This is a genomic window from Pseudomonas sp. CFBP 13602, assembly GCF_014842725.1.
In the GTDB taxonomy this organism is placed as follows: Bacteria; Pseudomonadota; Gammaproteobacteria; order Pseudomonadales; family Pseudomonadaceae; genus Aquipseudomonas; species Aquipseudomonas baltica.
The window spans coordinates 51715-75620 of record NZ_JACYVT010000006.1; the positions used below are offsets into that span (position 1 = coordinate 51715).

The following is a 23906-nucleotide window of genomic DNA, read 5'->3' on the forward strand; positions in this document are numbered from 1 at the left end:
CTTCTAGAAGCTCGAGGAGCTTGTCAACAGTCACGTGTAATTGCCCTGCGGCAGCTTTACACCCCAGAATGGGGGCCCAAACCCTCGATTCGACTCATGATGTCCTCATCAAGCTGCTCTTCCGTCACTTCCTCGACTGCGGCAACTGCCTCCAGCCACACCCGATTGATTCAGGTCGTGGACGCGCTTGTCAGGCGCTCGGGCGCCGAGCCTTGGGGGGTGCGTGAACTGGCGGCAGAACTCGACGAGAGTCGCAGCACGGTCAATCGGATCCTGGCGTCTTTGGTCGAAGTTGGTTTGGCGACCGAGGCAGGAACGGGCAAGTACGCAGTAGGGCCGAGAGTCGATGTCTTGGCCAGGACGCTCAGTGATGCGAGCACGCTTCTGGGGCGCGGCTCACGATCGTTGGGTGATCTGGCAGCAGCATCGAGGTGCACGGCATTGGTGTCAGTCTGCTGTCCACACGAAGGCGGGTACTTCATTGCCGCCTGCAGCGAAGCCAAGGCGGCGCTCATATTCAAACCCGCGCTGGGCGCGCTTTATCCGCTCGCTTTCGGCGACATTGGACGCGCATTCCAGCGATTCCTTGCCGACGACCTTTCTTCCCAGGATAGGGAATCCGATGTCGCTGCCTATGCGCTGTCTCAGCATGAACAGCTTGGGCTGTTGTCGGAATCCGAGTTTCCGCGCGCGTCGTCGATCTCGGTCAGGCGCATGGCGAATGGGCTTGTGGTAGCGGTTTCCGTTCACTGCGCGAGCAGCACGGAAACGGCGCAACCTCGAGCCTGGGAGGCAGATGCGCAGCACGTCATCGCTCGAATACAGGCAGACATGGAATCTGGAAGCGTCGAACGGATTCAACGCCTGCCTGATGTCATCGAGCCGGATAGCAAATCTACGGTCGGTCGTCTGGAGCGACTCCTGTTGCTGGCGTGCGCCTTCCCCCAAGGCGTGAAAAACTCCGTGGATCTGCACGACCAATTGCTGTGTAACGCGGCCACAGCCAAGCGATTGATCGAGTCAGGTAGTCAGGCCGGTGTCGTCAGGTGGGTTGCAGGCACGCTGTACCCAGGCCCGAAGCTCTATCAATGGGCGGCGCGAATCACCGCTGCAGACCGTGACCTTGCCGACATGACCCACCGGATCGTTTCTTCACTCGTTCAGGAAACCGGCGAGACCATAGCGCTGCTTTCCTATGACGAGGCTACTGGCACGGCTGAATTTCTCGACGTCATCCAAGGCTGGCGACCCATTCAATACAAGCTGCAGGTGAACGTGGAAGTGCCACTGTACGCGGGTGCGGCGGGTAAGGCGGTATTGGCCAACTGCGACAGCCAGGTAGCAGAATCTCTTGACCTGGTGAGGATCACCGACGCGACCATAACCTCCCGCGAGTTGCTCAGGGCAGACCTGGAAGCCATAAGAGCCAGAGGCTGGGCCACGGGTGAAGGTGAGCGTGTGTTGGGGGCTTTCGGTTTGGCTGTGCCGTTTTTCGTAGACGGTCGAATACGAGGGTCGATCTCGGCAACGATCCCGCAGTACCGCAAGAGCGAGCTTGATTTGCCGCTGCTGCTGACACGCATGCGCGAAGCTACCACCCGGATAGAGCGCCTGTTGTCATTGGGTGTGAAGGCCGCCTGAGGGTTACTTCTGTAGTGAAGCCTCATCCAGCCCGGCGTACCAATCCGCGTATTGTGTATTGCGCGCCATGCGTCGGTTGACGTCGGCGCTGCCGTCGTCCCACCACACTTCCCCGCGCTCGCCCAAGGCCTGCTTGGCGACATCGACCTGCGCGCGGGCTTTTACGAGAGCCTCGGGATCTTCCGAGTGCTTGGCGGCCTTGACCGCTCGCCGTGCATCCATGAGCACCTTGACCCAATGTTCGCGCACGGCTTCGGGCAGGGCAGGGTTGCTGCATCGCCAGAGCCGGCCGCGTACGACGAAATAGCGTCCATCGGGTGTGGTGGGATACATCGCGGGATCATCGACAAGGACGGTGTGAGGGGAGGGTGATGCAATCCGGCAAGCGGGCCGTAGGTCGCTGCTTGCCGGTGGGTGTGGCTTAGCTCAACCAGCTTTCAACAGTGTCGGAGCCGTATTCGGCTTTCCATTCCTTCAAGGTCTTGTGGTTGCCGCCTTTGGTTTCGACGACTTCACCCGAGTGGGGGTTCTTGTAGGTTTTCAGCGAGCGCGGCTTGCGCGTGGCTTTTTCAGGCGCTGCGCTGGCCTTGACTGGTTTGCCGCCTTGCTGCGGGTCGAGGATGGAAACGATGTCCCTGAGGCTTTTATTGTATTCGCCCAACAGCGAACGCAACTTGGTCTCGAACTCGATTTCCTGTTCCAGGCCCTTGTCGCCTTTCATGGCCTCAAGTGCTGCAAGTTGTTCGGCCAGATGACGTTCGAGTTGACGGTATTCAGCAAGTTTGGACATGAGTATCCCCAGGCATGGATCGTGGATAAAAAGGTAAAGGTATCGAGGCGTGATTCTGGCGCAGTGTGCGCACCGATGCCACAACTAAATAACGTTTATTACAATATGTGGCCAGCTTCGTATCCGGTCGAGGACACGGAATGTCGCAGGCTCGATTAAACTTTTCGGCGACCAGGGGTGTCAGGTCTTAAGTAGGCTGTCGAATCCACGGCAGCAGCCAAGAAATCTGGAGATACGAAATGAGCTTTTTCAGCAGCATCCTCGAGAAACTGGGTATCGGCAAGCACGCTGTTCCGGACGCAGACGCTTCTACACAAACTCCCGTTGCTCCTGCGCCAGGTGCATCGCCCACCACTACCGTCACGAACCAGCCCTCCGCTGCGCCGATCACCCAGGTGGATGTCGCTCAAAAGCTCGAAGCCATGGCGGCCAGCCACGGCGAAACTTTGAACTGGCGTACGTCGATCGTTGACCTGCTCAAATTGCTTGGCCTGGACAGCAGCCTGACCGCGCGCAAGGAACTTGCCGAAGAGTTGCACTACACCGGTTCGACCGATGATTCGGCAGCCATGAACACCTGGCTGCACTCTGCTGTGATGAAGAAGCTCGCTGAAAACGGCGGCACCGTGCCTGCGGAATTGCTGAACTGATATATCGCTCAGCGTGCTGCACCGCTTATAAGAAAGCCCGACCCCGGTCGGGCTTTCTTGCATTTGAATACCCGGTTCGCGCGCAGCCGCAGGCGCCCTTATAGAACCCGTGGGCCAATTCTATAATTTTTGTTAATAAATCGAGCGGAACACCCTCGGCGTGGCGGTACTCAGAGCCCTTGAACTTATATTTTCAAAGGAGCGCCAAATGTCCACTGCAGCCGATTTCATGGTCAATACCCTCAAGCACGCAGGTGTCAAACGCATCTATGGCGTAGTGGGTGATTCCTTGAATGGCCTGACCGATTCAATGCGTCGGTTGGGCGGGCTGGATTGGATACACATGCGCAACGAAGAGGCCGGGGCCTTCGCCGCTGGCGGCGAGGCGCACCTGACCGGTGAACTGGCGGTCTGTGCCGGCAGCTGCGGACCGGGCAACCTGCATTTGATCAACGGCTTGTTCGACTGTCATCGCAGCGGCGTGCCGGTGCTGGCGATTGCAGCGCACATTCCCAGCAGCGAGATCGGCATAGACTACTTCCAGGCGACCCATCCCGAGTCGTTGTTCAAAGACTGCAGCCATTATGTAGAACTGGTCTCGCGCCCCGAGCAATTGCCGCAGATTCTGGAGCGGGCCATGCGCGTTGCCATCAGTCGCCGCGGCGTTGCCGTGGTAGTGATTCCGGGCGATGTGGCGCTGAGCTCGCTCGACGCGCCGGTCAGCCAGTGGATTGCACCACAGGCGCCAGTGGTCGTTCCGGCGCCGGGGCAACTCGACGAGCTCGCCCGGTTTCTCAACGGCGGCAAGCGCGTCACCCTGTTGTGCGGTGCCGGGTGCGCAGGTGCACACAGCGAAGTCGTGGCACTGGCCAAGCAGCTCAAGGCGCCCATCGTGCACGCCCTGCGCGGCAAGGAGCACCTGGAATACGACAATCCCTACGACGTGGGCATGACTGGGCTGATCGGCTTCGCTTCCGGCTTCAATGCCATGAAGGAATGCGACACTCTGCTGATGCTCGGCACCAACTTTCCGTACCGGCAGTTCTTTCCTGAGCACTCGCGCATTGCCCAGATCGATTTGCAGCCTGAGGCATTGGGCAATCGCTGCCCACTGGCTATCGGTCTGATCGGCGACATCAAGCACACCGTGCAGCAACTGTTGCCACGCCTTGAAGAACGCACCGACACCATGCACTTGAACAAGGCGCTGGCGGACTACGACAGCGCGCGAAAGGGCCTCGACGACCTCGCCGAGAGCGGCCCGAACAGCACGATCATCCACCCACAATACGTCAGCCGATTGGTCAGCGAGCTGGCCGCCGACGATGCGGTATTCACCTGCGATGTGGGCACGCCCACCGCCTGGGCCGCCCGCTACCTGAAAATGAACGGCAAGCGCCGCCTGATCGGCTCGTTCAACCATGGCTCGATGGCCAACGCCATGCTCCAGGCCATCGGCGCACAGGCGGCCTACCCCGACCGCCAGGTGGTGTCGATGTCCGGCGACGGCGGCTTCGCCATGATGATGGGTGACTTCCTGACCCTCAGCCAGGCCAACCTGCCGGTCAAGGTCATCGTGCTTAACAACGGCACGCTGGGCTTCGTCGAAATGGAAATGAAGGCCAGCGGTCTGGTGGACGTGGGCTGCGAGCTGAAGAATCCGAACTTCGCCACGTTCGCCCAGGGCATGGGTATCAAGGGCATCCGTGTGGAGAAACCGCAGGATCTGCGTGCCGCCCTGATCGAGGCGTTCGAGCATGATGGGCCGGTTTTAGTGGATGTGGTCAGCGAGCGTCAGGAATTGATCATGCCGCCGGAAATCACGGCAGCCAACGTCAAGGGCTTCGGCTTGTTCATGATGCGTGCGGTACTCGACGGGCGAGCCAAGGAACTGGTCAGTCTGGCCAAGAACAACCTCCTGCGCTGAGTCCCGACGCTGCAAACCGGTGCGCACGCGGCAGCGACGCACCGGTTTGACGCCAGCCCTCACTGGGCACACCTGGCTAGTCGGCGTAATCTCGGCTGATAGCGGTTCCTGATCACTTGGACAGCTTTTTGCACGGTCTCGGATCGAACCGATCTCAGTGGAGAAGCCATGAAAGCCTTGAATATCGTCATTGCCGGTGCCGGCATGGGTGGCCTCAGCGCCGCCGTGGCCCTGCGTCAGGCTGGCCACCGGGTGCACGTCTATGAACGTGCGGCAGAGCTGGCCCCGGTCGGCGCAGCCATTTCCATCTGGCCGAATGGTGTGCGGGTGATGGACGCGCTGGGCCTGGGTGGGTCCATCGAGCAAGCGGGCGGCCATATGCAGACCATGAGTTACAGCGACCACCAAGGCCGCCTGCTCACCCGTTTCGATCTGCAACCCTTGTACAGCCACGCCCGGCGTCGAGCCTTTCCAATCGCCCGTGCGCGTCTGCAGAGCATTCTGCTCGAGGCGGTGGAGATGCAGAATGTGAGCCTTGGAGTTGCTTGCCTGGACTATGAGGCAAGCGAGAAGCATGTACAGGTCATGTTGTCGACGGGTGAAACGGTGACAGCCGACCTGCTGATAGCGGCAAACGGCACCCACTCGCTGTTGCGCGACAAGATTGCCGGCCGACCGATTCCGCGGCGCTATTGCGGCTACGTCAATTGGAATGGTCGCATCCAGTCGGCACCCGACCTGGCACCCGCCGATGAATGGGTGCAGTACGTGGGTGACCACAAGCGGGTGTCGTTGATGCCCATGGGGAACGGTGAGTTGTATTTCTTCTTCGACGTACCGTTGCCGGCAGGAACGGCCAACGTCCGTGAAGGCTATCGCGCCGAACTCGAGCAGCAATTCGCCGGCTGGCCCGACCCGGTGCAGCGTCTTCTGCAACGGCTGGATCCGGCCAGCGTTGCGCGAGTGGAAATCCATGACACCGAGCGAGTCCCCCATTTGGTCGGCACGAGGGTTGCGCTGCTGGGCGACGCGGCCCATGCAATGACCCCCAACATAGGGCAGGGCGGTTGCCAGGCCATGGAGGATGCCTGGGTGCTGGCCCGCTGCATCGAACGCGAGCTGACTCCGGCAGCCGCGTTGGCGGCCTATGAGGCTGCACGCGCGGAGCGGGTCGCCGGTCTGGTAGTGAAGGCGCGCCAGCGGGCGGCGATCATCCACGGCGAAGTGCCGGAAGAAACCCGGCAATGGTACGCAACGCTGGCAGGCAGCGATGGCAGCGACATTCTGGGTGGCTTGATCAAGACCGACGAGGGCAGCCCGCTGTAGCGCGCAACTGCACTGTCTAGGGGTGCGGCAAGGTCAAGGTAACCACGGCGCCCTCTGCGTTGCTGCGGTTGAGAACCGCACCGCAACGCTTGGCCAGCGCGCCGATCAACCCCTGGCCACTGAGCTTGGACCCCGACGTGCCTGCATTCGACAATTGCGCCGGGGAGAAGCCTGGTCCGCGATCGCTCACCGTCAACTGCAGGTCACCTGTACCGAGACGCTTGAGTGCAAAGTGGATATGGGTGGTGCGCTGGTTGCCGTGATGGATGGCGTTGGCCACCAGCTCGTTGACGATCAAGCCCAGGTCCGAAGCCAGCTTGAACGGGGCGTGGGCAGTTTCGGTATCGACGGTCAGGTGAATGCTGTCGTCGCGCTCGGCCTGGATCGATGCCCGTACCAGGTGAGGAAGGTAATGCGCCAGATCCACGGTGCCCGACGCACTGCGATACAGCTCGGCCTGGACCGTACCCACGCCCTGGATACGCGCGATGGCCGATTCGAGCAGTTGCCGCGCTTCGTCGCCCTGGGCGCGCAGCTTGGACATCTGCAGGAAAGCGATGATCAGCTGCAGGTTGTTCTTGACCCGATGATTGAGCTCGGAAACCAGAACGTCCTGATGCGCCTCGAGCTCTTTCTGTGCGGTAATATCGGTGCAGCTGCCGAAGTAGCCGGCGAACACCCCCTGGCGATAGAACGGCGCGCCGTGGTCGAGAAACCATCGGTAGCTGCCGTCGTGGCGACGCAGGCGATACGGGGTAGTGAAGGACTCGCGGGCGTCGAAGGCCTGTTCGTAATTGCGCGTGCACATCTCCAGGTCATCGGGGTGCACGTCGTCGCCCCAGCCATAGCCGCAGAGCTGGTCCTGAGTCTTGCCGGTGAAATCGAGCCAAGGCTTGTTGAACCAATCGCACTGTTTGTCGGTACCCGCGCGCCAGATCAATACCGGCGCGTTGTCAGCCAACTCGCGAAACTCGGTTTCACCAAGTCCTGGTCCCATGCCCGGGAGATCTGTGGGTTCACTCATGCTTCTTTCCATATAGGCCGCGCGATTCTGTGAAAAGCTTCAAGGGCACTGGCAGCGGTCGATTCAAGGGTAGTTCACCTTTGACCAGCGAATGCACGATGTGTGCGCTGCGCGACAGGTCATTGGGGCTGTAGGGCTTGGACAGCAAACCCAACGCGTAGCCGCTGTTGGCCTTGGCCACATCAATCTGGCCACTGACGAACAGCGAGTGGATTTTGAATTGCTCGTAGAGCGTCTGCGCCAGGCCTACGCCTTCGTCGTGTCCATCCAGATTGATGTCGACGAATGCAACGTCGATGACATGCTCGTGCGCCAGTGACAGCGCTCCGGCGACGTCATACGCAGGACCGATGATCTCATGGCCATCTTCCTCCAGAGCTATCTCGGCCAGTAGCGCCAGGATTGGATCGTCTTCTATCAGCAGGATACGCATTGAGTTAACTCATTCTCTTCAAGGGCGCTTGCGCTCTTCTTGCAAAGCTTGTTTTAAGAGCGTCAATAAACCAGTGCGTTCAATCTCGCGTTGTCGGCTGCTAACCACATCTTGATTCCACGCTGAAAAATATCCTGAACTGTTCGGCTGCGCGCGCTTCTATCAGTAGACCGTTTTGGTCGTCTACCTCAGAGCTCAGGCTCAACCTATTTCCGGAGTGTTTGATCATGTCTGATCAATCAATGAATGACAGTGCGTCAAGCCAGGAACGTCCCGCCAGCCGTGTCAGCGAGGGCTTGCCGTACCCATTGGGCGCGACCTGGGATGGGTCGGGCGTCAATTTTGCAATCTTTTCCGCCAACGCCACCAAGGTTGAGTTGTGCCTGTTCGATGCCGACGGCGTCGAAGAGATCGAACGCATCGCCTTGCCTGAATTCACCAACGAGATCTGGCACGGTTACCTGCCCGATGCGCGCCCGGGCACATTGTACGGTTACCGCGTGCACGGTCCATACGACCCTGCCAACGGCCACCGTTTCAACGCCAACAAACTGTTGATCGACCCCTACGCCAAGCAGATCTCGGGCGAATTGAAGTGGGACGACGCGCTGTTCGGCTACACCGTGGGCCATGAAGACGGCGACCTGTCGTTCGACGAGCGTGACAGTGCACCGTTCATGCCACGCTGCCGTGTGATCGATCCGGCCTTCACCTGGGGCAACACAGCCAAGCCGAACGTGCCGTGGGAAAAGACCATTTTCTACGAAACCCACGTGCGCGGCTTCACCATGCGCCACCCTTCGGTGCGTGAGTCCGAGCGCGGTACCTTCGCCGCCTTCCACGAGAACGACGTGGTCGAATACATCCGTTCGCTCGGCGTCACGTCGGTAGAGCTGATGCCGGTTCACTATTTCCTTGATGACAATCATCTGCTGGAAAAAGGCCTGCACAACTTCTGGGGCTACAACACCCTGGGCTTCTTCGCGCCGCATGCCCGCTTCATGGCCGGCTCGTCGATCGCCGAATTCAAGGTCATGGTTTCGCGCTTCCACAAGGCCGGCCTGGAAGTGATTCTCGACGTGGTCTACAACCACACTGCCGAAGGCAACGAGATGGGCCCGACCCTGTCGCTCAAGGGTATCGACAACGCCAACTACTACCGTCTGATGCCAGACGATGCGCGTTACTACATCAATGACACCGGCACCGGCAACACCCTGAACATGAGCCACCCCTGCGTATTGCAGATGGTCACCGACTCCCTGCGTTACTGGAGTTCGGAAATGGGCGTGGACGGCTTCCGCTTCGACCTCGCGACCATTCTGGGTCGTGAAGCCCATGGCTTCAGCGAAGGCGGTGGTTTCCTCGACGCCTGCCGCCAGGATCCGGTGCTGGCCAAGGTCAAGCTGGTCGCCGAGCCGTGGGACTGCGGCCCGGGCGGCTATCAGGTGGGCAACTTCCCGCCGGGCTGGATGGAATGGAACGACAAGTTCCGCGACATCTCCCGTGCGTTCTGGAAGGGCGACGACGAGATGCTCGGCGATTTCGCGAAAATCTTCCTGGGCTCGGGCGACCAGTTCAACCGTCGTGGTCGCAAGCCGGCGTCTTCGGTCAACTTCATCACCGCGCACGATGGCTTCACCTTGAACGACCTGGTGTCGTACAACGAGAAGCACAACGAAGCCAACGGTGAAGACAACCGCGACGGCCACTCCGACAACCGCTCGTGGAACTGCGGCGTCGAAGGTCCGACCGACGATCCGGAAATCGTCGCGCTGCGCTACCGGCAGATGCGCAACCTGCTGGCGACGCTGTTTTTTGCCCAGGGCACGCCGATGCTGCTGGCGGGCGATGAGTTCGCTCGTACCCAGGGCGGCAGCAACAACGCCTACTGCCAGGACAGCGAAATCGGCTGGGTTGACTGGAACATCAGCGAGCAGAGCAGCGAGCTGCAGGACTTCGTCAAGTACCTGATCGAGCTGCGCAATCGCTACCCGCTGCTGCGCCGCAATCGCTTCTTCACCGGTGCCTACGACGAAAGCCTGGGCATCAAGGATGTCAGCTGGATCCAGCCCAACGGCAGCGAGATGGGCGTCGAGCAGTGGCAGGACGGCAGCAACCGCTGCATGGGCATCCTGCTCGATGGCCGCACCCAGTCCAGTGGTATCCGCCGCGCCGGGGTCGACCATTCGTTGTTGATCGTGGTCAACGCGCACCATGACGTGGTTGGCTTCACCTTGCCGGAAGTGCCGGAAGGCAAGCGCTGGATCCTGCAACTGGACACCAACCAGACCGACTTCGAAGCCGGTGAGTCGTTCGACTTCGGCACCGAGTACGCCGTCACCGGACGTTCGGTACTGATGTTCGAACTGGCCAAGCCAGTGAGCAAGAAGCGTCGCTGATACCGCTGTAACTCGATGCCCCACGTTGGCCAGTCCTGGCCAACGTGGGGCATCTGTCCTTCCACGATAGCGACGAGACGCTGTAGACGCTGAGATGGCAATTTGCTAGCTTGCTCTGCAGGCGCCGGTCAACCCCGTGACTGGCGGCCATGTGTACCGTCGAACTCATCCTTTGCTGCCCTTACGCAGCCACACATGACGACCTTCGACGACCCCGAAACTTGCTGCCCGTGCACGCCCGTGCGTTGGATATTGCCACGATGTTGATCAGACGCCGCCCATCGCTCGCAGGTTTTATCGGCCTGGCGCTCGGCTTGATCGTGTTTTCGGCGTTCTCGCTGTTGCGGTCCGAAATCCAGCGGCAGGAAACCCGCTTCTCCGAGTATGTACAGAGCATCGCCGGCACCGTACGCAATCAGCTCGACACCAACGATGCCGTACTGGCAGGTTTTGCGGCATTCCTGCAGGCGGTCAAGCAGAGCGATACCGATGCGGCAGCCCGCTACGGCGCGGCCGTGCTGGCGGCGTACCCGCACATCTACATGCTGGAAGTGGCGCGCAGCGTCCCGGTGGACGAGCAATTCGATTTCACGGCATTGCTGCGGCGCACCTGGCTGCCCGATTTCGAGTTGAAGAATTTCGAGGTCAAAGACGCGCACATGAAGGGCGTAGCGCCAGCCGAGCCTGGGGTCGGCGGGTCGCGAGCCATGGCGGAAGCGACCTGGCCCATCCTGTTCATGTCGCCGCAGCTGCCGCAGGCCAGCGTCATCTATGGCGTGCGCCTGGAAACCGTGCCGTACCTGGCCAACGCCCTGGCGCGTATTCGTCAGAACCCGCTGCCAGTGGTGTCGCCGGTGTTCGCCCTGCACGAAGGCGGCAACGCCTACATTCTCATGAAGTCGGTGTCGCGCCCCGATGAGGATACCCAGCACACCTTGCCGAATTTCTTCGGCAGCACCATGGTGGCCATGCTGCTGATCAAGACCGATGCACTGCTCGGTGCCATCGTGCGCCACAACAGCGACTCGCGTGTGGCAGTGAGTGCTCAGTTGCACAGCCCTGACAGCCCCAGCCAGGTGGTCGCCATGGAGCCGGTGGCGGGGCGTTGGTGGGACGAACTTGCCTTGCCGCGGCTGACCGATAGTGTGTACGTGGACAGTCCTACGCAACCTGTTTCCCTCAGCTTTCAACGGCAACTACGCCTGATGGACGTGCTGGGTCCGGGAAATCTGTTGATTCTGGCAATCTTGATGGCGAGCCTGGTGGTGGTGCCGATGGTGCTGGTCAGGCATTTCTCGGCCATCGAGGCCGCCGAACTGGAGCATGAGCGCTCGGCATTCCTGGCCACCCACGACGTCCTGACCCAGTTGCCCAACCGTTACCTGCTGGCAGACCGCTTCACCCAGGCACTGCAGCAATGGACCGAGCAAGGCGTCCCATTCGCGGTCATGCTGATCGACCTCGACCATTTCAAGCAGATCAACGATGAGCACGGCCACGCGGTGGGCGACCAGGTGCTGCAGGCATTGGCCAAACGCATGCGCGAGACAGTGCGCCATTACGACACGGTCGCGCGTTACGGTGGCGATGAATTCGTCGCGCTGGTCTCCGATCTGACCAATCCGGACAGCGTGATCCTCAAGGCGCAGCAGCTGCTGGATGCGATCGAGTTGCCAATCGGCACCAGCGTCGGTGCGCTGTCACTGTCGGGCAGCGTCGGGATCTCGCTGTGCCCCGTACACGGTGAAGACCTGGACACCTTGCTCAAGGCGGCCGATCAGGCAATGTATCAGGTCAAGCTGGAAGGTCGGCAAGGGGTGGCGATGGCGGGCGCCGTTTGACAGGCAGTGGCGGGAAAGGCGGCTGACATTCTGGAGATAGCGGCGAGTGCACAGCGGCCCAGGCAGGGCAGGGGCACTCGATGAGTGCCCCGACAGGGTTCAGAAGACCAGCTTGAACAGGCCGATGACCACGACCAGGCCGATCAGGAAGATGATACCGACGGTACTGCCAAGAAACTTCAACATGGGATGACTCACATCAATGGGTGTTACTGCTCTAGACAGCGGCCCTCGGCGCTCGTTTCATCCCATGTCGATCGGTTATCCCGGTCCGTTGCTTTGCAGTGGCCAAGGCCGGGCACTGCCCAGCCTTGTTGTGGGGTACCTCAAAGCGCCGGAATGACGCCTGCGGTAGGCTCGACAACCGGGGCTTCGATGGTCGGCTCGCCAGGCGTGAGAATGACCTTGCGGCAGTCCTCCTGTTTCTTGTCGAAGATCTTGTAGCCTTCGGCAGCCTGTTCCAGCGACATGCGGTGGGTGATGATGGTTTCAGGCGTCAGGCGGCCTGCTTCGATGTGCTCGAGCAACTCCGGCAGATAGCGCTGCACGTGGGTCTGGCCCATGCGGAAGGTCAGGCCCTTGTCGAATGCATCGCCGAACAGGAAGCCGTGGATGAACCCTGCGTATACACCGGGCACGCTGACCACGCCCCCGCGACGCACGGCCGCGATGCACTGGCGCAGCGCCTTGCCGCTGCTGCCTTCCAGCTTCAATGCCGCCAGCACGGTTTCGGTGGTGCTGCCCTTGGCTTCGAAGCCCACCGCATCCACCACGCCGTCGACACCGCGCGAGCCCGGAGTCTGGCGAATGATGGTGTCGGCAGGGTCATCGTCTTCATCGAAGTTGATCGGAATCACGCCGTAGGCCTGTTGTGCATACGCCAGGCGGTAGGGGTGGTGATCGACCATGAAGATACGCTCGGCGCCGAGCATCCGCGCCACGGCGGCGCACAGCAGCCCGACGGGACCGGCGCCGTAGATGGCAATGCTTGAGCCCTGGCCGATCTCGGTGTTCTTCACCGCTTGGAAAGCGGTTGGCAGAATGTCGGAAAGAAACAGCACCTTCTCGTCGGCAAGTGTGCCTGGCACCTTGAACGGACCGGTGTTGGCTTTCGGCACCCGCACGTATTCGGCTTGCCCCCCGGGCACGCCGCCGTAGAGGTGGCTGAAACCGAACAATGCCGCCCCTGGTGGAATCGACTTCTTGTTCAGAATCGCCCCGCGGCCCGTATTGGTCGTCTCGCAGGCTGCGAACTGGTCGAGATTGCAGAAAAAACAGCTGCCACAGGCAATCACGAAAGGGATGACGACGCGGTCGCCGGGACTGACGGCGGTGACGCCGGTACCGACTTCCTCGACCACACCCATGAACTCGTGGCCGAAGATGTCGCCGTGTTCCACCGTGGGTATCTTGCCGCGGTACAGGTGCAGGTCGGAGCCGCAGATGGCGGTGGCCGTCACGCGCAGAATGATGTCGTCGGCATCCTGCAGCTGGGGGTCGGGAACGGTGTCGACCTTGACGTCGTGAGCGCCGTGGTAGGTAAGTGCTCTCATGTTCTTCAGCCTCTTGATCAGGGATGGTTATCAGCAGAGGGATACCAAAACCGGGAAGTTCAAGCGGATATGCTCAGCGGAATCAGGAATCATTCCGATGTTCGATGAGTGAGCGAGGGTGCGGCGAGGGGGATTGCGGATTGGCTGCGGGGGTTGCGTGGGCAACCCCCGGCATGGTCCTGCCACAGCGGATGATACCAAGGCGATGAAGCGAAGCGCAGATCGGACGGCTCAATGAGCCGTTTCGATTCCCAGTTCTTCACGTGCCTGCTGGCCGGACGGCCTCCAGCGCACATCGGTAATCCCATACTGCTCGGCCTTGGGCTTGCTGACTTTCTGCACCCGTTCGCGGCCGAACTTGGGGATGACACCGACCCCTGCATCACAACTTGCCCAATGCCAGGCATCGGCATTGTTCAGGGTCGGTAGACGGATGATGAACGACTTTTCCGCTCCATGGAGCCGGTAGTCAATGATGAACAGTGTTGGGTTCGGCATGGTGATCTCCTGCGTTGACTCATCATTGAGTTGTGATACGCAGGAAAGATTCAGAAAATGTGTGGCACAGCGACGAGTTGTCGCTTGCCTGGCGAGCCCTCTGCAATCAGGTGTGCGAGTCCCACTCGACGGCGGGCATCACTTCCAGTGGCGCATGGGAACCCTTGCCACGGATTTCGTTGACCGCATACAGCACCAGCAGGCGAAACGTGGTGCTGTCCTTGTATTCATGGGGCGACAGGCTGCGCATCACTTGCGCGGGGACATTGGGGTCGATCAGGGTCAGGTTGAGCAGCCCTTCTTCCATGTGGGTTTCATGTTTGAGGGGCGGGTCGAGCCCTGCTAGTACCGCTTCGATGGAAGCCATGGAGTCACCCTTGACGGTCGATGATGAGAAGGCAGGGGAATAAACCGGCTGAAATTGCCCGGGGCTGTAAAAGCTATAGCTGATGTTGGCCGAAACCGCCTCCCTGCTGCCATTGGTTTTTCCACGGCTCGGCCGCAGCCGCCACTTCCATGCTCGGGATCCTCCGGCATGCTTTTTCCTGTGCCCTGGTCGATGCTTTTGAGTAAGCTGGCGGCACGTGCAATGGATGCAACGGAGGCTGGCTAGCGATGACGGAAGACCAGGCTAACTACAAGCGGCTGCTGACGCTGATAGAGAGCGCCCAATGGCAGGCATTCGGCAGCGAGGACGGTTTCGCCCTGCGCGCGTTGCTGCTGGTCGGTTACGTGGTTACCACGGTCACCCCAGATAGCCGGACGCGGCTGGCCCTCACCGTGCGCGGCACCCGCTATCTCGAGGAACTGCGCAGCGAAGTCTGACCGCTGCGGGGCATTTCACCCACCAATGTGCTCATTGGGCCATCACGAGCGTCAATCCTCCCCAACGGGCCCGAGGCTGGGGCCGCGCCGCTTGCCAGACCCGGACCGTTCTCGGGTATACCGCTCTTCAAGGATCCGTTCCATGCCGCAACCCTCTGCGCCCCGTCTTCATGTCGGGGGCCGTCCCCACTGCCTGTCTTCGATTGCCCTGTCACGCTCGCCCCGATGGCCTGCCTTGGGCTTGGCTGCCGTGTTCGGCGCACCTTCGTGTGCCCTCGCGGCACAGGTCATGGAGTTGCCGGCTGTCGAGGTCAGCGAGGCCCGCGTGAGCGAGCTGGACGAGGCAGGTCTGGCATTGCACTCGGTCCCGGGCGGTACCAATCTGATCGACGCCGAAGCGAGTGAGCGCGGGCGGCTGGCGGGCAATGAAGACTTGTTCAGGAATCAGGCAGGCATCTATGCCCGCGCTGCCAACAACGAAGGTGCGAAAATCTCCATCCGTGGTTCGGGCATCAACCGCGGTCCCGGCGCGCATTCTTCGGGGCTGTACCAGATGTTCGACGGCCTGCCGCTGACCGGCCCTGGTGGCACGCCTTATGAGTTGCTCGAACCGCTGTGGCTGAGCCGTGTCGAGGTGCTGCGCGGAGCCAATGGCTTCGACCGTGGCGCGCTGGCCCTGGGCGGCGCCATCAACTATGTCACGCGTACCGGCTACGACGCCGCCAGATTGCAGCTGCGCTACGAAGTGGGCAGCCATGGCTACAGCAAGCGCCAGGTCAGTTCCGGCCAGGTGCTGGGAGATGCCGACTATTATTTCAGCGTGACCGATTCCAGCTACGACGGCTTCCAGGACCAGAGCGCCGGCGGCAGCCGTGGCGCTGCAGGCAACTTCGGCTATCGCTTCAGCCCGCAGTTGGAGACCCGGTTTTTCTTCCGCTATCGCGAGACCGACAACGACACGCCCGGCAGACTGACCCGCGGGCAGATCGCCCACGACCCTCGCGCGGCCAATGGCTTGAACCTGGCGCGCGACTCCAAGCGCATCCAGCCGGGCAGTACCTGGCTGGCCAACAAGACCACCTGGCACCTGGATGACGGTGCCCGCCTGGAAGCCGGGCTGGTCTATCACGACTACCCGATGGACCTGCGCGAAGGCACCAATCGGATGAAGGTGGCCTACACCGATGTCAGCGGCACGTTGAACTATGTGCGCCAGGACGACCTGCTCGGGCATGTCAGCAAGACCACAGTGGGGTGGCGCAGCACCAAGGCATTGCCCAATTCCGGAGTGTCGGAATTCGTCCGCGTGCCGGTCGGCAACACGGCTGGGTATGCACCTGGCACGCGCACCCGCGATTACAGCTACCAAGGCTCCGACCATACGCTGTACGTCAGCAACGAACTGGAGCTGCTGCCGGACCTCTGGCTGACCAGTGGACTGGCCGCCCTGTACACGCGCCGCGAGACGGAAGTCAGTTACCCGGTGACCAACGACCGCGTCAGCCTGCATGCCTGGGACTACGCGCCACGCCTGGGCCTGCGCTACGACTACAGCCCGCAGTTGCAGGTGTTCGGCAACCTCAGTCGTTCGGTGGAACCGCCGCACCCGTGGTCGATGATCTGGGGCTCCAACCGCTACTTCGCGGCGGGCAGCGGTGCGGCCACGGGTTTGCAGAGCAACGGCGTCGAACTCGACAACCAGAGCGCTACCACCCTGGAACTGGGCGGGCGAGGGGAGGCCTGGTTCGGCCAATGGGACCTGGCCTGGTATTACTCGCAGGTGCGTCACGAACTGCTCAGCGTCGAGACCCAGGCCGCCACGGCCACGCGCTCGCAAGTGATTGGCGAGGCCAATGCAAGCCCGACGGTGCATCAAGGTATCGAGCTGGCACTGGACAGCCCCTTGTGGGACGGCCACCAGGCCGGCCGCCTGGCACTGCGGCAAACCTATACCTACAGTGACTTCCACTACCGTGACGATGCGCGGTTCGGTGACAACCGTCTGCCCGGCCTGCCCGAGCATTACTATCAGGCCGAACTGCGCTACGACCACCCCAGCGGTGTGTACACCGGCCTCAACGTGCAACACGCCTCACGCATTGCCGTGGACTATGCCAATTCCTATTACGCGGCGCCGTATACCCTGTTCGGTGCCAGCCTGGGCTACGCCGCGCCGGACGACACCTGGCAGACCTGGCTGGACGTTCGCAACCTGACCAACAAACGCTATGCCAGCACCGTCACTCCGGGCTATGACGATCAGGGCCGTGACGTGGCGCGCTCGACCCCCGGCGACGGCCTGGGTGTCTATGCGGGCATTTCCTGGACCTTGCGCTGACCAGGCGATGAGCAGCCGGCCAGGGTCGCGCCGGTTGCGTTAAGATAGTGGCCTACCCGCTTTGGCAGAGAGCAGCAGTGATCCTCAACAGCCTGGTTTTTTTCATCACCTTGGCGGCCATGGAAGGCGTTGCCTACCTGGCCCACAAGTACCTCATGCATGGTTGGGGCTGGGGCTGGCATCGTTCCCATCACGAGCCCCGCACCGGCTGGTTCGAGAAGAACGACCTGTACGCGGTGGTGTTCGCAGGGCTGGCAATCGTGCTGATTGCCCTGGGGACCCAGGGGCTGCATCCGCTGGAGTGGATCGGCGCGGGCATGACTGCCTATGGCGCATTGTATTTCGTGGTTCACGATGGGCTGGTGCACCGGCGCTGGCCGTTTCACCTGGTGCCCCGACGTGGTTACCTCAAGCGCCTCTACCAGGCGCACTTGATGCACCACGCGGTAGAGGGCAAGGAGCGCTGCGTCTCCTTCGGCTTTCTGTTCGCGCCTTCTACGACGCGTTTGCGTGCTCAGCTTCGCGCACTGCACCAGGGGCCGCTGCGCAAGGCGGACGAGGCCGACTCCACAGCTGCGCAGGGCGCTGCGGCCACTGCCGCCAGCGAGCGCTGACGGCGCGCCATCCGCCCTGGCTCACGGCTGCCAGCTTTTCTGCCTTCGAGGTTGAAATGCGGGCATCCCAGGCATGGCTGCCCGCTGCAACCACCTTCACGCCGATCTGTCGGTACACCGCGGCGGCGGTCGCCACGGCCCAGGCCGAGCGCCAGGGCAGGGCAGCCAGGCCGGCCTGGGCGCTGGCGTAGTAGGGTTCGGCCAGGTTGACCAGGCGCTGGGCGAGCACTGCCACGGCCGGCCGGTGCTCAGGCGCGGCCAGTGCCTGCAGCGGAATGTTCAACTCATCCAACCACTGCGCGGGGAGGTAGCAGCGGCCGATACGCGCGTCTTCGACGATGTCTCGGGCAATATTGGTCAGCTGGAACGCCACCCCCAGGTCACAGGCCCGATCCAGGGTGCGTGGATCGTCAGTGCCCATGACCCGCGCCATCATCAGGCCGACCACCCCAGCCACGTGGTAGCAGTACTGCAGTGTGTCGTCCTGGGTGTGATAGCGGCGGTCCAGCACGTCCATTTCAAACCCGGCCAGGTGTTCCATTGCGTTGTGTTCGGGAATGCCGTGCTCGCGCACGACCTCGGCGAACGCGGCAAACGCTGGTTCGCCGGCAGGCTCCCCGGCGTACACCGCACGGGTTTGGGCCTGCAGCAGGGCCAGCCGCCGCTGCGCTTCCCCAGCGCTGATCGATACCGCGTCGTGGCCGGCCTGTTGTCCGTCGATCACGTCGTCGCAATGGCGGCACCAGGCATACAGCATCACCGCACTGCGCCGCGTGCGTTCGTCGAACAGCTTGGCGGCTGCAGCGAAGCTTTTCGAACCCACGGCGATGCTCTGCTCGGCATGTTCGCGCAGCGCCGGATCCGGCGCCGGCGTGCTCATGAATGCAGGTCCGCGATCATCAGCCCGGCAGTCGCCTTGGCCGAGCCGATCACACCCGGCACCCCGGCGCCTGGATGGGTACCGGCACCGACCAGATAGACGTTGTTCAACTGCGCATCGCGGTTGTGCGGGCGGAACCAGGCACTTTGCTGCAGCACCGGCTCGAGCGAAAACGCCGAGCCCAGGTGCGCGTTGAGTTCGGTCTGGAAATCATCCGGGGTGAAGATGCGGCAGGTGACCAGATCTTCGCGCAAGCCGGGAATGTAGTGCTCTTCCAGGTATTCGAAAATCCGGTCGCGGTACAGCGGGCCCTGCACCGACCAGTCGATGGCTGCATTGCCCAGGTGTGGAACCGGCGACAATACGTAGTGGCTCGAACAGCCCGGTGGCGCCAGGCTGGGGTCGGTGATGCAGGGCGCATGCAGGTACAGGGAGAAATCCGTCGCCAGTTCGGCGCCGTTGAAAATCTCGTGGATCAACGCCTGGTAGCGCGCACCGAAGCACACCGTGTGATGTTGCAACTGCGGTTGTGGGCGCTTCAGGCCGAAATGGATGACGAACAGCGAGTTGCTGAAGCGCTTGCCCTTGAGGCGCTTGCCCTCGCGTCGACCGCGCGGGTGCTCGCCCAGCAGGTCGGCGTAGGTATGCACCACGTCGGCGTTCGAGGCCAGGCAGTCGGCGCGCCAGCTGCGGCCGTCGCGCGCATGCACTGCCGTGGCCCGATCGTGCTCGACGTCGATCTTCGCCACTTCGGCATTCAACTCCACGGTACCGCCCAGGTCCTGAAATAGCTTGACCATGCCTTGCACCAGCGCGCCGGTGCCGCCCTTGGGAAACCACACGCCCCATTCGCGTTCCAGGGCATGGATCAGGGTGTAGATGGACGAGGTGGCGAACGGGTTGCCGCCCACCAGCAGCGAGTGGAACGAGAATGCCTGGCGCAACTGATCATGCTCGATGAAGCTTGAAACCATCGAGTAGACGCTGCGCCACGCCTGCAACCGAGCCAGTTGCGGACCCGCCTGGAGCATGTCGCGAAACGACAGGAAGGGCACCGCGCCAAGCTTGAGGTAGCCTTCCTTGAATACCGCCTGGGAGTAGGCCAGGAAGCGCTGGTAGCCGGCGACGTCCGGTGGGTTCAGGGCATGGATCTGGCGGTCCAGTTCGGCCTGGTCGTTGGCGTAGTCGAACTTCGTGCCGTCTTCCCAGCACAGCCGGTAGAACGGCTTGACCGGCAGCAGATCGACGTAGTCGGCCATGCGCTTGCCACTGAGGGTGAACAGCTCTTCGATGGCCGAAGGGTCGGTGATCACGGTCGGGCCGGCGTCGAAGGTGAAGCCCTGGTCGCGGTAGACATAGGCTCGGCCTCCGGGCTGGTCACGCTTTTCCAGCAAGGTGGTGTGGATGCCTGCGGCCTGCAGACGGATCGCCAGGGCCAGGCCGCCGAAGCCTGCGCCGATGACGATGGCGGTTTTAGCTGGATTCATGGGGGTTCTCGAACTGCCGGGGAGAAGATCTGAGGGCGGCGCGCACGGCCTCGTCGACGGGCACGGGAGGCTTGCCGACGAGAATCCGGGCGCGGTCACGCCAGTGGTTTTGGCCTGCATAGAATCGGCTGATCAGCGCGGGCGACAAGCGGTAGAAGCGTTGCATCACCCGCCAGCGATCCTGAGGCTTGCCGGCCAGGAACAACATGCGGTTGAGCAGGCGATAGAAACCCTGCGCCTGCCATTGCTGGCGTGCATGTTCGCGGATACCCGTGAACAGGCGGTCGGCGTCCAGGTCGGTCTGCTCCGCCAGCCACTGGGCCAGGCGCACAGCATGGGGCAGCGAATAGCCTGTGGTGCAGTGAAACAGGCCGGCGCGCAGGCCGGAAAGGGGTTGGCCGGCGGCTTGCTGCCAGAACGCATCGAAATCGCCGGCCAGGGTGATCGGCAGCACGCCCTGTTCTTCGCGCAGGCACTCGGCGATTGTCCAGCCCTGCCAGCGCACGTAATCGGCGATATGCTCGCGCAACTGATCGCAGCTCAAGGTGTGGCGATCCACGTAATGGGTGTCTTCGACCAGCACCGTATCAGCCGTGAATGGCAACACATAGACGAAGCGATAGCCTTCGCCCTGGCTGACCCGCGCGTCCATGATGATTGGCCCCAGCAGGCCGTGGGGCTGTTGCAGGCGCAGCAGCTGGCCGACGAATGCCTGCTGGCCCAGCACCAGGTGGCGGCTGGGCTGCACGCCGCGGCCGTCGATCACCGCTTGGGCCTGCAGCGTCTCGCCACTGGCCAGGCGCACGTGTCGCGGGCCCAGTTCGGCAATGGTTTCGCCCAGGCGCAGGCTCGAGCCCAGGGCCTGGGTGATGACCTCGGCAAAGCGCTCGCTGGTGATGCTGGCGTAGCCCCTGTCGAGTCGCCGCGAGACCTCGGCGAAATGTACCTGGTAGCAAGGCCAGCGCTTGACCACCAGGGGTTCGATCCAGTGGTGCTGCTCGGCGGTCAGGTCGCCATCGTGGAACGACCAGGTATGGTTGCCGCCCAGGCTCTGCTGCGAATCGATGCACAGTACCTTCAGCTCCGGGCGCACCTGGCGCAGTCGCCAGGCGATCAGGCCATTGGCCAGGCCGGCACCGGCGAGGATCAGGTCGTAGGTCATGACGGGGCTCCGGCCACTACGGGTTGCCGCGTGCGCACCGCGGTTTCGACGATAGCCGCCGCCTTGGCCGTGCCACCCGCGCTGGCCAGTTCTGCCTTCAAGCGGGCAAAGGCCGGTGTCGGCATGTCGAGTACCTCGCGCAGCACCTGGGCAATGCGCGAAGACCGCGCGCGGCGTTGCAAATGGCGGCCGAGGCCGTGATGGCGCACCCGCGCCGCCACGCCTGGCTGGTCGAAGGCGATGGGCATCACCAGCATGGGCGTCGAGCTGGCGATGGCATCCATGACCGTATTCAACCCGCCGTGGGTGATCACCGCATCGGCCTGCTCCAGGGCCCACTGCTGCGGGGCGAAATCGGTCACCCATGTTGCGCCCAAGCGGTGCAGGCGTTGCTCCGCAGCAGGGTCGAGCAGGCCGCAGTGAGCAATCAGCAATTGCCCGTCGAGTCGTCGACAGGCTTTGGCGATCTGCTCGAACATGGCCAGGCGCTGGCCTTGCAGGGTGCCCAGGCTGGCGAAGACGAACGGGCGTTGCGGGTCGATTGGCCAGTGCCCCTGGGCCTGAATGGCAGCGTTGCGCAGCGGGCCGACGGCGTGCAGGTGGGGCGGGGCGTGCTGGCGGGGAAAGTCGAAGCCGGCCAGGGTCTGGCTGATCTGCGCCAGTGGCGAAAGACATTCGTGCAACGCACTGCGTGGCGCCAGGCCGAGGGTTTTCGCAGCGCTCTGGATGGCGCGCGCATGGGGCTTCATCAACCAATCGTAGACCTGGGTGCTGCCGCGGTACATGTGCAGGCTGCGCTCGTCCGTGGCATAGGCGAAGGGCATCACCGGCAACGGCAGGCCCGGCTCACGGTTGACCGGCAGCGCGCAGGCGATCGAAACGAAGGGCAGCCCCAGGCTTTCCGCGACCAGGCCGCCGGCAGCCTCCATCTGGTCGCACAGCAGCGCGTCGACGCCGTGTTGCGCCAAGGCTGCCGGCAGCTCGTCGCAGAACATGCGGGTGGTCGCTGCCAATTGCTCGATGATCTGCCGCAGGCCCCACGGTGTGCCTGGGTTTGCCGCCAGACGCAGGCTGCGCTGCAGGCTGCCGGGCGGATGGCTGGCCTGGCCCAGCACTGCGAAGCCGATACCGGGAGCCGTGACCCAGCGCGCGGCGTCCGCCTGGTGGAAGAACGTGACACGGTGGCCTCGTCGCATCAATTCCTCGGCCAAAGCCTGCAGGGCGTGAAAATGACTGTAGTAGGCGGGCGCCACGACGCCGAAGTGGCTCATCGAGGCAGGGCCTGCGGACCCAGCAGGCGGGCATGGCGCAGGCCTGACAGATTGGCCGAGCCGGTACAGAAACAGGCCACGCGCAGTTGGCGGATGACCACCTCGAAGTGTTCGATCACCGCTTCGGTGGACAGCGTTGCGCCTGGCAGCACGGCAGCGGCCTGGCCAACAAGGTCCGCGCCCAGGCGAATGGCCTTGGCTGCATCGACGCCATCGCGAACGCCGCCCGAGGCAATCAAGCGTACCTGCGGCAAGGCCTGGCGCACGGTCTGGATGCAGGTCGCCGTGGGAATGCCCCAGCCGGCGAATGCCATGGCCACCGCGCGATCGGCCGCGCGGGTGGCGCGTTCACCTTCCACTGCGGCCCAGCTGGTACCGCCCGCGCCCGCTACATCGATGACCTGCACGCCGGCCTCGACCAAGGTCTGCGCGACGCTGGCCGAGAGCCCGGCGCCGACTTCCTTGATCACCACCGGTACTTTCAGAACGGTCACTGCACGGGCGATCTGCGCCAGCACGCCGCGCCAGTGCCGGTCGCCTTCGGGCTGCACCGCTTCCTGCAACGGGTTGAGATGAATGATCAGGCCGTTGGCTTCGAGGGTGTCGACCGCACGATGAGCGAGGTCCATGCCGTCTTTCTCGAGCAACTGCGCTGCACCGATGTTGGCCAGTAGCGGGATGTCCGGGGCGATGCGCCGCAGGTCGCGGGTGAGCCCCTGGTCGTTGCCGGTCTGCAGGCTGACCCGCTGCGAGCCGACACCCATGGCGATGCCCAGCGCCTGCGCCGCTTCGGCGAGGTGACGGTTGATCGCCACGGAGCGCAGGGCGCCACCGGTCATGGAACTGATCAGCAAGGGTGCGCGCAGGGCGATGTCGAGCAACGAGCTGCTCAGGTCGATGTCTGCCAGGTCCAGTTCGGGCAGCGCACAGTGTTCGAACTGGACCACGTCCCAGCCGGCGCCCGCCCGTGTACCGGCCCTGAGCGGGTCCAGAACGATGTCCAGGTGGTCATCCTTGCGTCGACTCAACTCGTCGTGCTTCATGTCAGCTCCATTGCTCAGGAATCATTTACGGCCGCCTGCGGTCTGTCCATGGTAGAGAGTTGTACGGCGCGCTCATATTCGCATAACGTATGTCCATCTTCACAGGCTCAGGCATCGGCGCTGCGCAGTCGTTCCTTGTTTAGGAGCGCAGCTGCCCGCGCCAGGCCATGCCGATACCTCGTCTCCGGCGGCCGCAGGACT

General features: G+C 62.7%; 22 protein-coding genes. 9 read left to right on the forward strand and 13 right to left on the reverse strand.

All coding sequences use genetic code 11. The features are described from left to right. Positions 1-99: 99 nt before the first annotated feature. A complete protein-coding gene (locus tag IFU31_RS13610; protein WP_244657681.1) occupies positions 100-1641 on the forward strand; it encodes an IclR family transcriptional regulator domain-containing protein in 1542 nt (513 codons plus the stop codon). A gap of 3 nt (positions 1642-1644) precedes the next feature. Here the strand turns inward: IFU31_RS13610 and IFU31_RS13615 are convergent, their stop codons facing one another. Beyond that, positions 1645-1974 (reverse strand): hypothetical protein, encoded by a 330-nt coding sequence (locus IFU31_RS13615; protein ID WP_122477334.1) that lies wholly within the window; start codon positions 1972-1974, stop codon positions 1645-1647. 88 nt (positions 1975-2062) lie between these two features. Further along, positions 2063-2431, reverse strand: coding sequence for a histone-like nucleoid-structuring protein, MvaT/MvaU family (locus IFU31_RS13620; RefSeq protein ID WP_122477336.1), 369 nt, complete (start codon positions 2429-2431; stop codon positions 2063-2065). Between the two features lie 239 nt (positions 2432-2670). Between IFU31_RS13620 and IFU31_RS13625 the strand changes: the two genes are divergently transcribed. The 3 genes from IFU31_RS13625 to hpxO all read left to right on the forward strand — a co-directional run bounded on the left by IFU31_RS13625 (position 2671) and on the right by hpxO (position 6334). Further along, on the forward strand, positions 2671-3081 hold the full coding sequence (locus tag IFU31_RS13625; protein ID WP_122477338.1) for a DUF3597 domain-containing protein: 411 nt from the start codon (positions 2671-2673) through the stop codon (positions 3079-3081). 208 nt (positions 3082-3289) lie between these two features. After that, positions 3290-5008, forward strand: coding sequence for a ubiquinone-dependent pyruvate dehydrogenase (gene poxB / locus IFU31_RS13630; protein ID WP_185793029.1), 1719 nt, complete (start codon positions 3290-3292; stop codon positions 5006-5008). A gap of 168 nt (positions 5009-5176) precedes the next feature. Further along, complete coding sequence (hpxO, locus tag IFU31_RS13635) at positions 5177-6334, forward strand: FAD-dependent urate hydroxylase HpxO (protein WP_192103260.1); 1158 nt, start codon at positions 5177-5179, stop codon at positions 6332-6334. A 16-nt stretch (positions 6335-6350) separates the two neighbouring features. Here the strand turns inward: hpxO and IFU31_RS13640 are convergent, their stop codons facing one another. Both IFU31_RS13640 and IFU31_RS13645 read right to left on the reverse strand, forming a co-directional pair. Then, the gene (locus IFU31_RS13640; protein ID WP_192059865.1) at positions 6351-7358 is read right to left on the reverse strand and encodes a sensor histidine kinase; all 1008 of its coding nucleotides are present in this window, start codon (positions 7356-7358) and stop codon (positions 6351-6353) included. Continuing rightward, on the reverse strand, positions 7351-7791 hold the full coding sequence (locus IFU31_RS13645; protein ID WP_122477343.1) for a response regulator: 441 nt from the start codon (positions 7789-7791) through the stop codon (positions 7351-7353). The genes IFU31_RS13640 and IFU31_RS13645 overlap by 8 nt, the downstream gene beginning before the upstream one ends. 227 nt (positions 7792-8018) lie before the next feature. Between IFU31_RS13645 and glgX the strand changes: the two genes are divergently transcribed. Together glgX and IFU31_RS13655 are read left to right on the forward strand one after the other, a co-directional pair. Continuing rightward, the gene (gene glgX, locus IFU31_RS13650) at positions 8019-10193 is read left to right on the forward strand and encodes a glycogen debranching protein GlgX (RefSeq protein ID WP_244657677.1); all 2175 of its coding nucleotides are present in this window, start codon (positions 8019-8021) and stop codon (positions 10191-10193) included. 260 nt (positions 10194-10453) lie between these two features. Beyond that, positions 10454-12034 (forward strand): GGDEF domain-containing protein, encoded by a 1581-nt coding sequence (locus IFU31_RS13655; RefSeq protein ID WP_192103262.1) that lies wholly within the window; start codon positions 10454-10456, stop codon positions 12032-12034. A 99-nt stretch (positions 12035-12133) separates the two neighbouring features. Here IFU31_RS13655 and IFU31_RS21900 read toward each other — a convergent pair whose 3' ends face one another. From IFU31_RS21900 to IFU31_RS13670, 4 genes are all read right to left on the reverse strand, one after another. Then, positions 12134-12232: a hypothetical protein gene (locus IFU31_RS21900; protein WP_446730936.1), complete on the reverse strand. Its 99-nt coding sequence runs from the start codon at positions 12230-12232 to the stop codon at positions 12134-12136. A 128-nt stretch (positions 12233-12360) separates the two neighbouring features. Further along, positions 12361-13587 carry a zinc-dependent alcohol dehydrogenase gene (locus IFU31_RS13660; protein WP_122477348.1) on the reverse strand — a complete coding sequence of 409 codons (1227 nt, stop codon included), beginning with the start codon at positions 13585-13587 and terminating at the stop codon, positions 12361-12363. A 231-nt stretch (positions 13588-13818) separates the two neighbouring features. After that, positions 13819-14085, reverse strand: a complete 267-nt coding sequence (locus IFU31_RS13665) for a DUF6555 family protein (RefSeq protein ID WP_122477350.1) — start codon at positions 14083-14085, stop codon at positions 13819-13821. A gap of 106 nt (positions 14086-14191) precedes the next feature. Next, positions 14192-14452, reverse strand: coding sequence for a hypothetical protein (locus tag IFU31_RS13670; RefSeq protein WP_163007545.1), 261 nt, complete (start codon positions 14450-14452; stop codon positions 14192-14194). Positions 14453-14700: 248 nt separating this feature from the next. Here IFU31_RS13670 and IFU31_RS13675 point away from each other — a divergent pair, with 248 nt between their 5' ends. From IFU31_RS13675 to IFU31_RS13685, 3 genes are all read left to right on the forward strand, one after another. Next, positions 14701-14910 (forward strand): hypothetical protein, encoded by a 210-nt coding sequence (locus IFU31_RS13675; RefSeq protein WP_122477353.1) that lies wholly within the window; start codon positions 14701-14703, stop codon positions 14908-14910. 142 nt (positions 14911-15052) lie between these two features. Next, a complete protein-coding gene (locus tag IFU31_RS13680) occupies positions 15053-17248 on the forward strand; it encodes a TonB-dependent receptor family protein (RefSeq protein ID WP_192103264.1) in 2196 nt (731 codons plus the stop codon). A gap of 77 nt (positions 17249-17325) precedes the next feature. Further along, positions 17326-17862 carry a sterol desaturase family protein gene (locus tag IFU31_RS13685; protein WP_122477356.1) on the forward strand — a complete coding sequence of 179 codons (537 nt, stop codon included), beginning with the start codon at positions 17326-17328 and terminating at the stop codon, positions 17860-17862. On the opposite strand, the gene IFU31_RS13690 is transcribed toward IFU31_RS13685, so the two are convergent. The 5 genes from IFU31_RS13690 to fni are packed head-to-tail and all read right to left on the reverse strand — an operon-like array spanning position 17744 to position 23705. Beyond that, positions 17744-18742, reverse strand: a complete 999-nt coding sequence (locus tag IFU31_RS13690) for a phytoene/squalene synthase family protein (protein ID WP_192103265.1) — start codon at positions 18740-18742, stop codon at positions 17744-17746. The genes IFU31_RS13685 and IFU31_RS13690 overlap by 119 nt on opposite strands. Then, positions 18739-20229, reverse strand: coding sequence for a phytoene desaturase (locus IFU31_RS13695; RefSeq protein ID WP_192103267.1), 1491 nt, complete (start codon positions 20227-20229; stop codon positions 18739-18741). Before IFU31_RS13695 ends, IFU31_RS13690 begins: the two co-directional genes overlap by 4 nt. Then, positions 20216-21391: a lycopene beta-cyclase CrtY gene (crtY, locus tag IFU31_RS13700; protein WP_192103269.1), complete on the reverse strand. Its 1176-nt coding sequence runs from the start codon at positions 21389-21391 to the stop codon at positions 20216-20218. Before crtY ends, IFU31_RS13695 begins: the two co-directional genes overlap by 14 nt. Beyond that, a complete protein-coding gene (locus IFU31_RS13705) occupies positions 21388-22662 on the reverse strand; it encodes a glycosyltransferase (RefSeq protein ID WP_192103272.1) in 1275 nt (424 codons plus the stop codon). The genes crtY and IFU31_RS13705 overlap by 4 nt, the downstream gene beginning before the upstream one ends. Beyond that, on the reverse strand, positions 22659-23705 hold the full coding sequence (gene fni, locus IFU31_RS13710) for a type 2 isopentenyl-diphosphate Delta-isomerase (protein WP_192103274.1): 1047 nt from the start codon (positions 23703-23705) through the stop codon (positions 22659-22661). Before fni ends, IFU31_RS13705 begins: the two co-directional genes overlap by 4 nt. Between the last annotated feature and the right edge of the window lie 201 nt (positions 23706-23906).

What these genes read in the sequence shown, in the direction of transcription:
- IFU31_RS13610 (WP_244657681.1), top strand. Translation starts at nt 100, where the DNA reads ATGTCCTCATCAAGCTGCTCTTCCGTCACTTCCTCGACTGCGGCAACT.
- IFU31_RS13615 (WP_122477334.1), bottom strand. Translation starts at nt 1,974, where the DNA reads ATGTATCCCACCACACCCGATGGACGCTATTTCGTCGTACGCGGCCGG.
- IFU31_RS13620 (WP_122477336.1), bottom strand. Translation starts at nt 2,431, where the DNA reads ATGTCCAAACTTGCTGAATACCGTCAACTCGAACGTCATCTGGCCGAA.
- IFU31_RS13625 (WP_122477338.1), top strand. Translation starts at nt 2,671, where the DNA reads ATGAGCTTTTTCAGCAGCATCCTCGAGAAACTGGGTATCGGCAAGCAC.
- poxB (WP_185793029.1), top strand. Translation starts at nt 3,290, where the DNA reads ATGTCCACTGCAGCCGATTTCATGGTCAATACCCTCAAGCACGCAGGT.
- hpxO (WP_192103260.1), top strand. Translation starts at nt 5,177, where the DNA reads ATGAAAGCCTTGAATATCGTCATTGCCGGTGCCGGCATGGGTGGCCTC.
- IFU31_RS13640 (WP_192059865.1), bottom strand. Translation starts at nt 7,358, where the DNA reads ATGAGTGAACCCACAGATCTCCCGGGCATGGGACCAGGACTTGGTGAA.
- IFU31_RS13645 (WP_122477343.1), bottom strand. Translation starts at nt 7,791, where the DNA reads ATGCGTATCCTGCTGATAGAAGACGATCCAATCCTGGCGCTACTGGCC.
- glgX (WP_244657677.1), top strand. Translation starts at nt 8,019, where the DNA reads ATGTCTGATCAATCAATGAATGACAGTGCGTCAAGCCAGGAACGTCCC.
- IFU31_RS13655 (WP_192103262.1), top strand. Translation starts at nt 10,454, where the DNA reads ATGTTGATCAGACGCCGCCCATCGCTCGCAGGTTTTATCGGCCTGGCG.
- IFU31_RS13660 (WP_122477348.1), bottom strand. Translation starts at nt 13,587, where the DNA reads ATGAGAGCACTTACCTACCACGGCGCTCACGACGTCAAGGTCGACACC.
- IFU31_RS13665 (WP_122477350.1), bottom strand. Translation starts at nt 14,085, where the DNA reads ATGCCGAACCCAACACTGTTCATCATTGACTACCGGCTCCATGGAGCG.
- IFU31_RS13670 (WP_163007545.1), bottom strand. Translation starts at nt 14,452, where the DNA reads ATGGCTTCCATCGAAGCGGTACTAGCAGGGCTCGACCCGCCCCTCAAA.
- IFU31_RS13675 (WP_122477353.1), top strand. Translation starts at nt 14,701, where the DNA reads ATGACGGAAGACCAGGCTAACTACAAGCGGCTGCTGACGCTGATAGAG.
- IFU31_RS13680 (WP_192103264.1), top strand. Translation starts at nt 15,053, where the DNA reads ATGCCGCAACCCTCTGCGCCCCGTCTTCATGTCGGGGGCCGTCCCCAC.
- IFU31_RS13690 (WP_192103265.1), bottom strand. Translation starts at nt 18,742, where the DNA reads ATGAGCACGCCGGCGCCGGATCCGGCGCTGCGCGAACATGCCGAGCAG.
- IFU31_RS13695 (WP_192103267.1), bottom strand. Translation starts at nt 20,229, where the DNA reads ATGAATCCAGCTAAAACCGCCATCGTCATCGGCGCAGGCTTCGGCGGC.
- crtY (WP_192103269.1), bottom strand. Translation starts at nt 21,391, where the DNA reads ATGACCTACGACCTGATCCTCGCCGGTGCCGGCCTGGCCAATGGCCTG.
- IFU31_RS13705 (WP_192103272.1), bottom strand. Translation starts at nt 22,662, where the DNA reads ATGAGCCACTTCGGCGTCGTGGCGCCCGCCTACTACAGTCATTTTCAC.
- fni (WP_192103274.1), bottom strand. Translation starts at nt 23,705, where the DNA reads ATGAAGCACGACGAGTTGAGTCGACGCAAGGATGACCACCTGGACATC.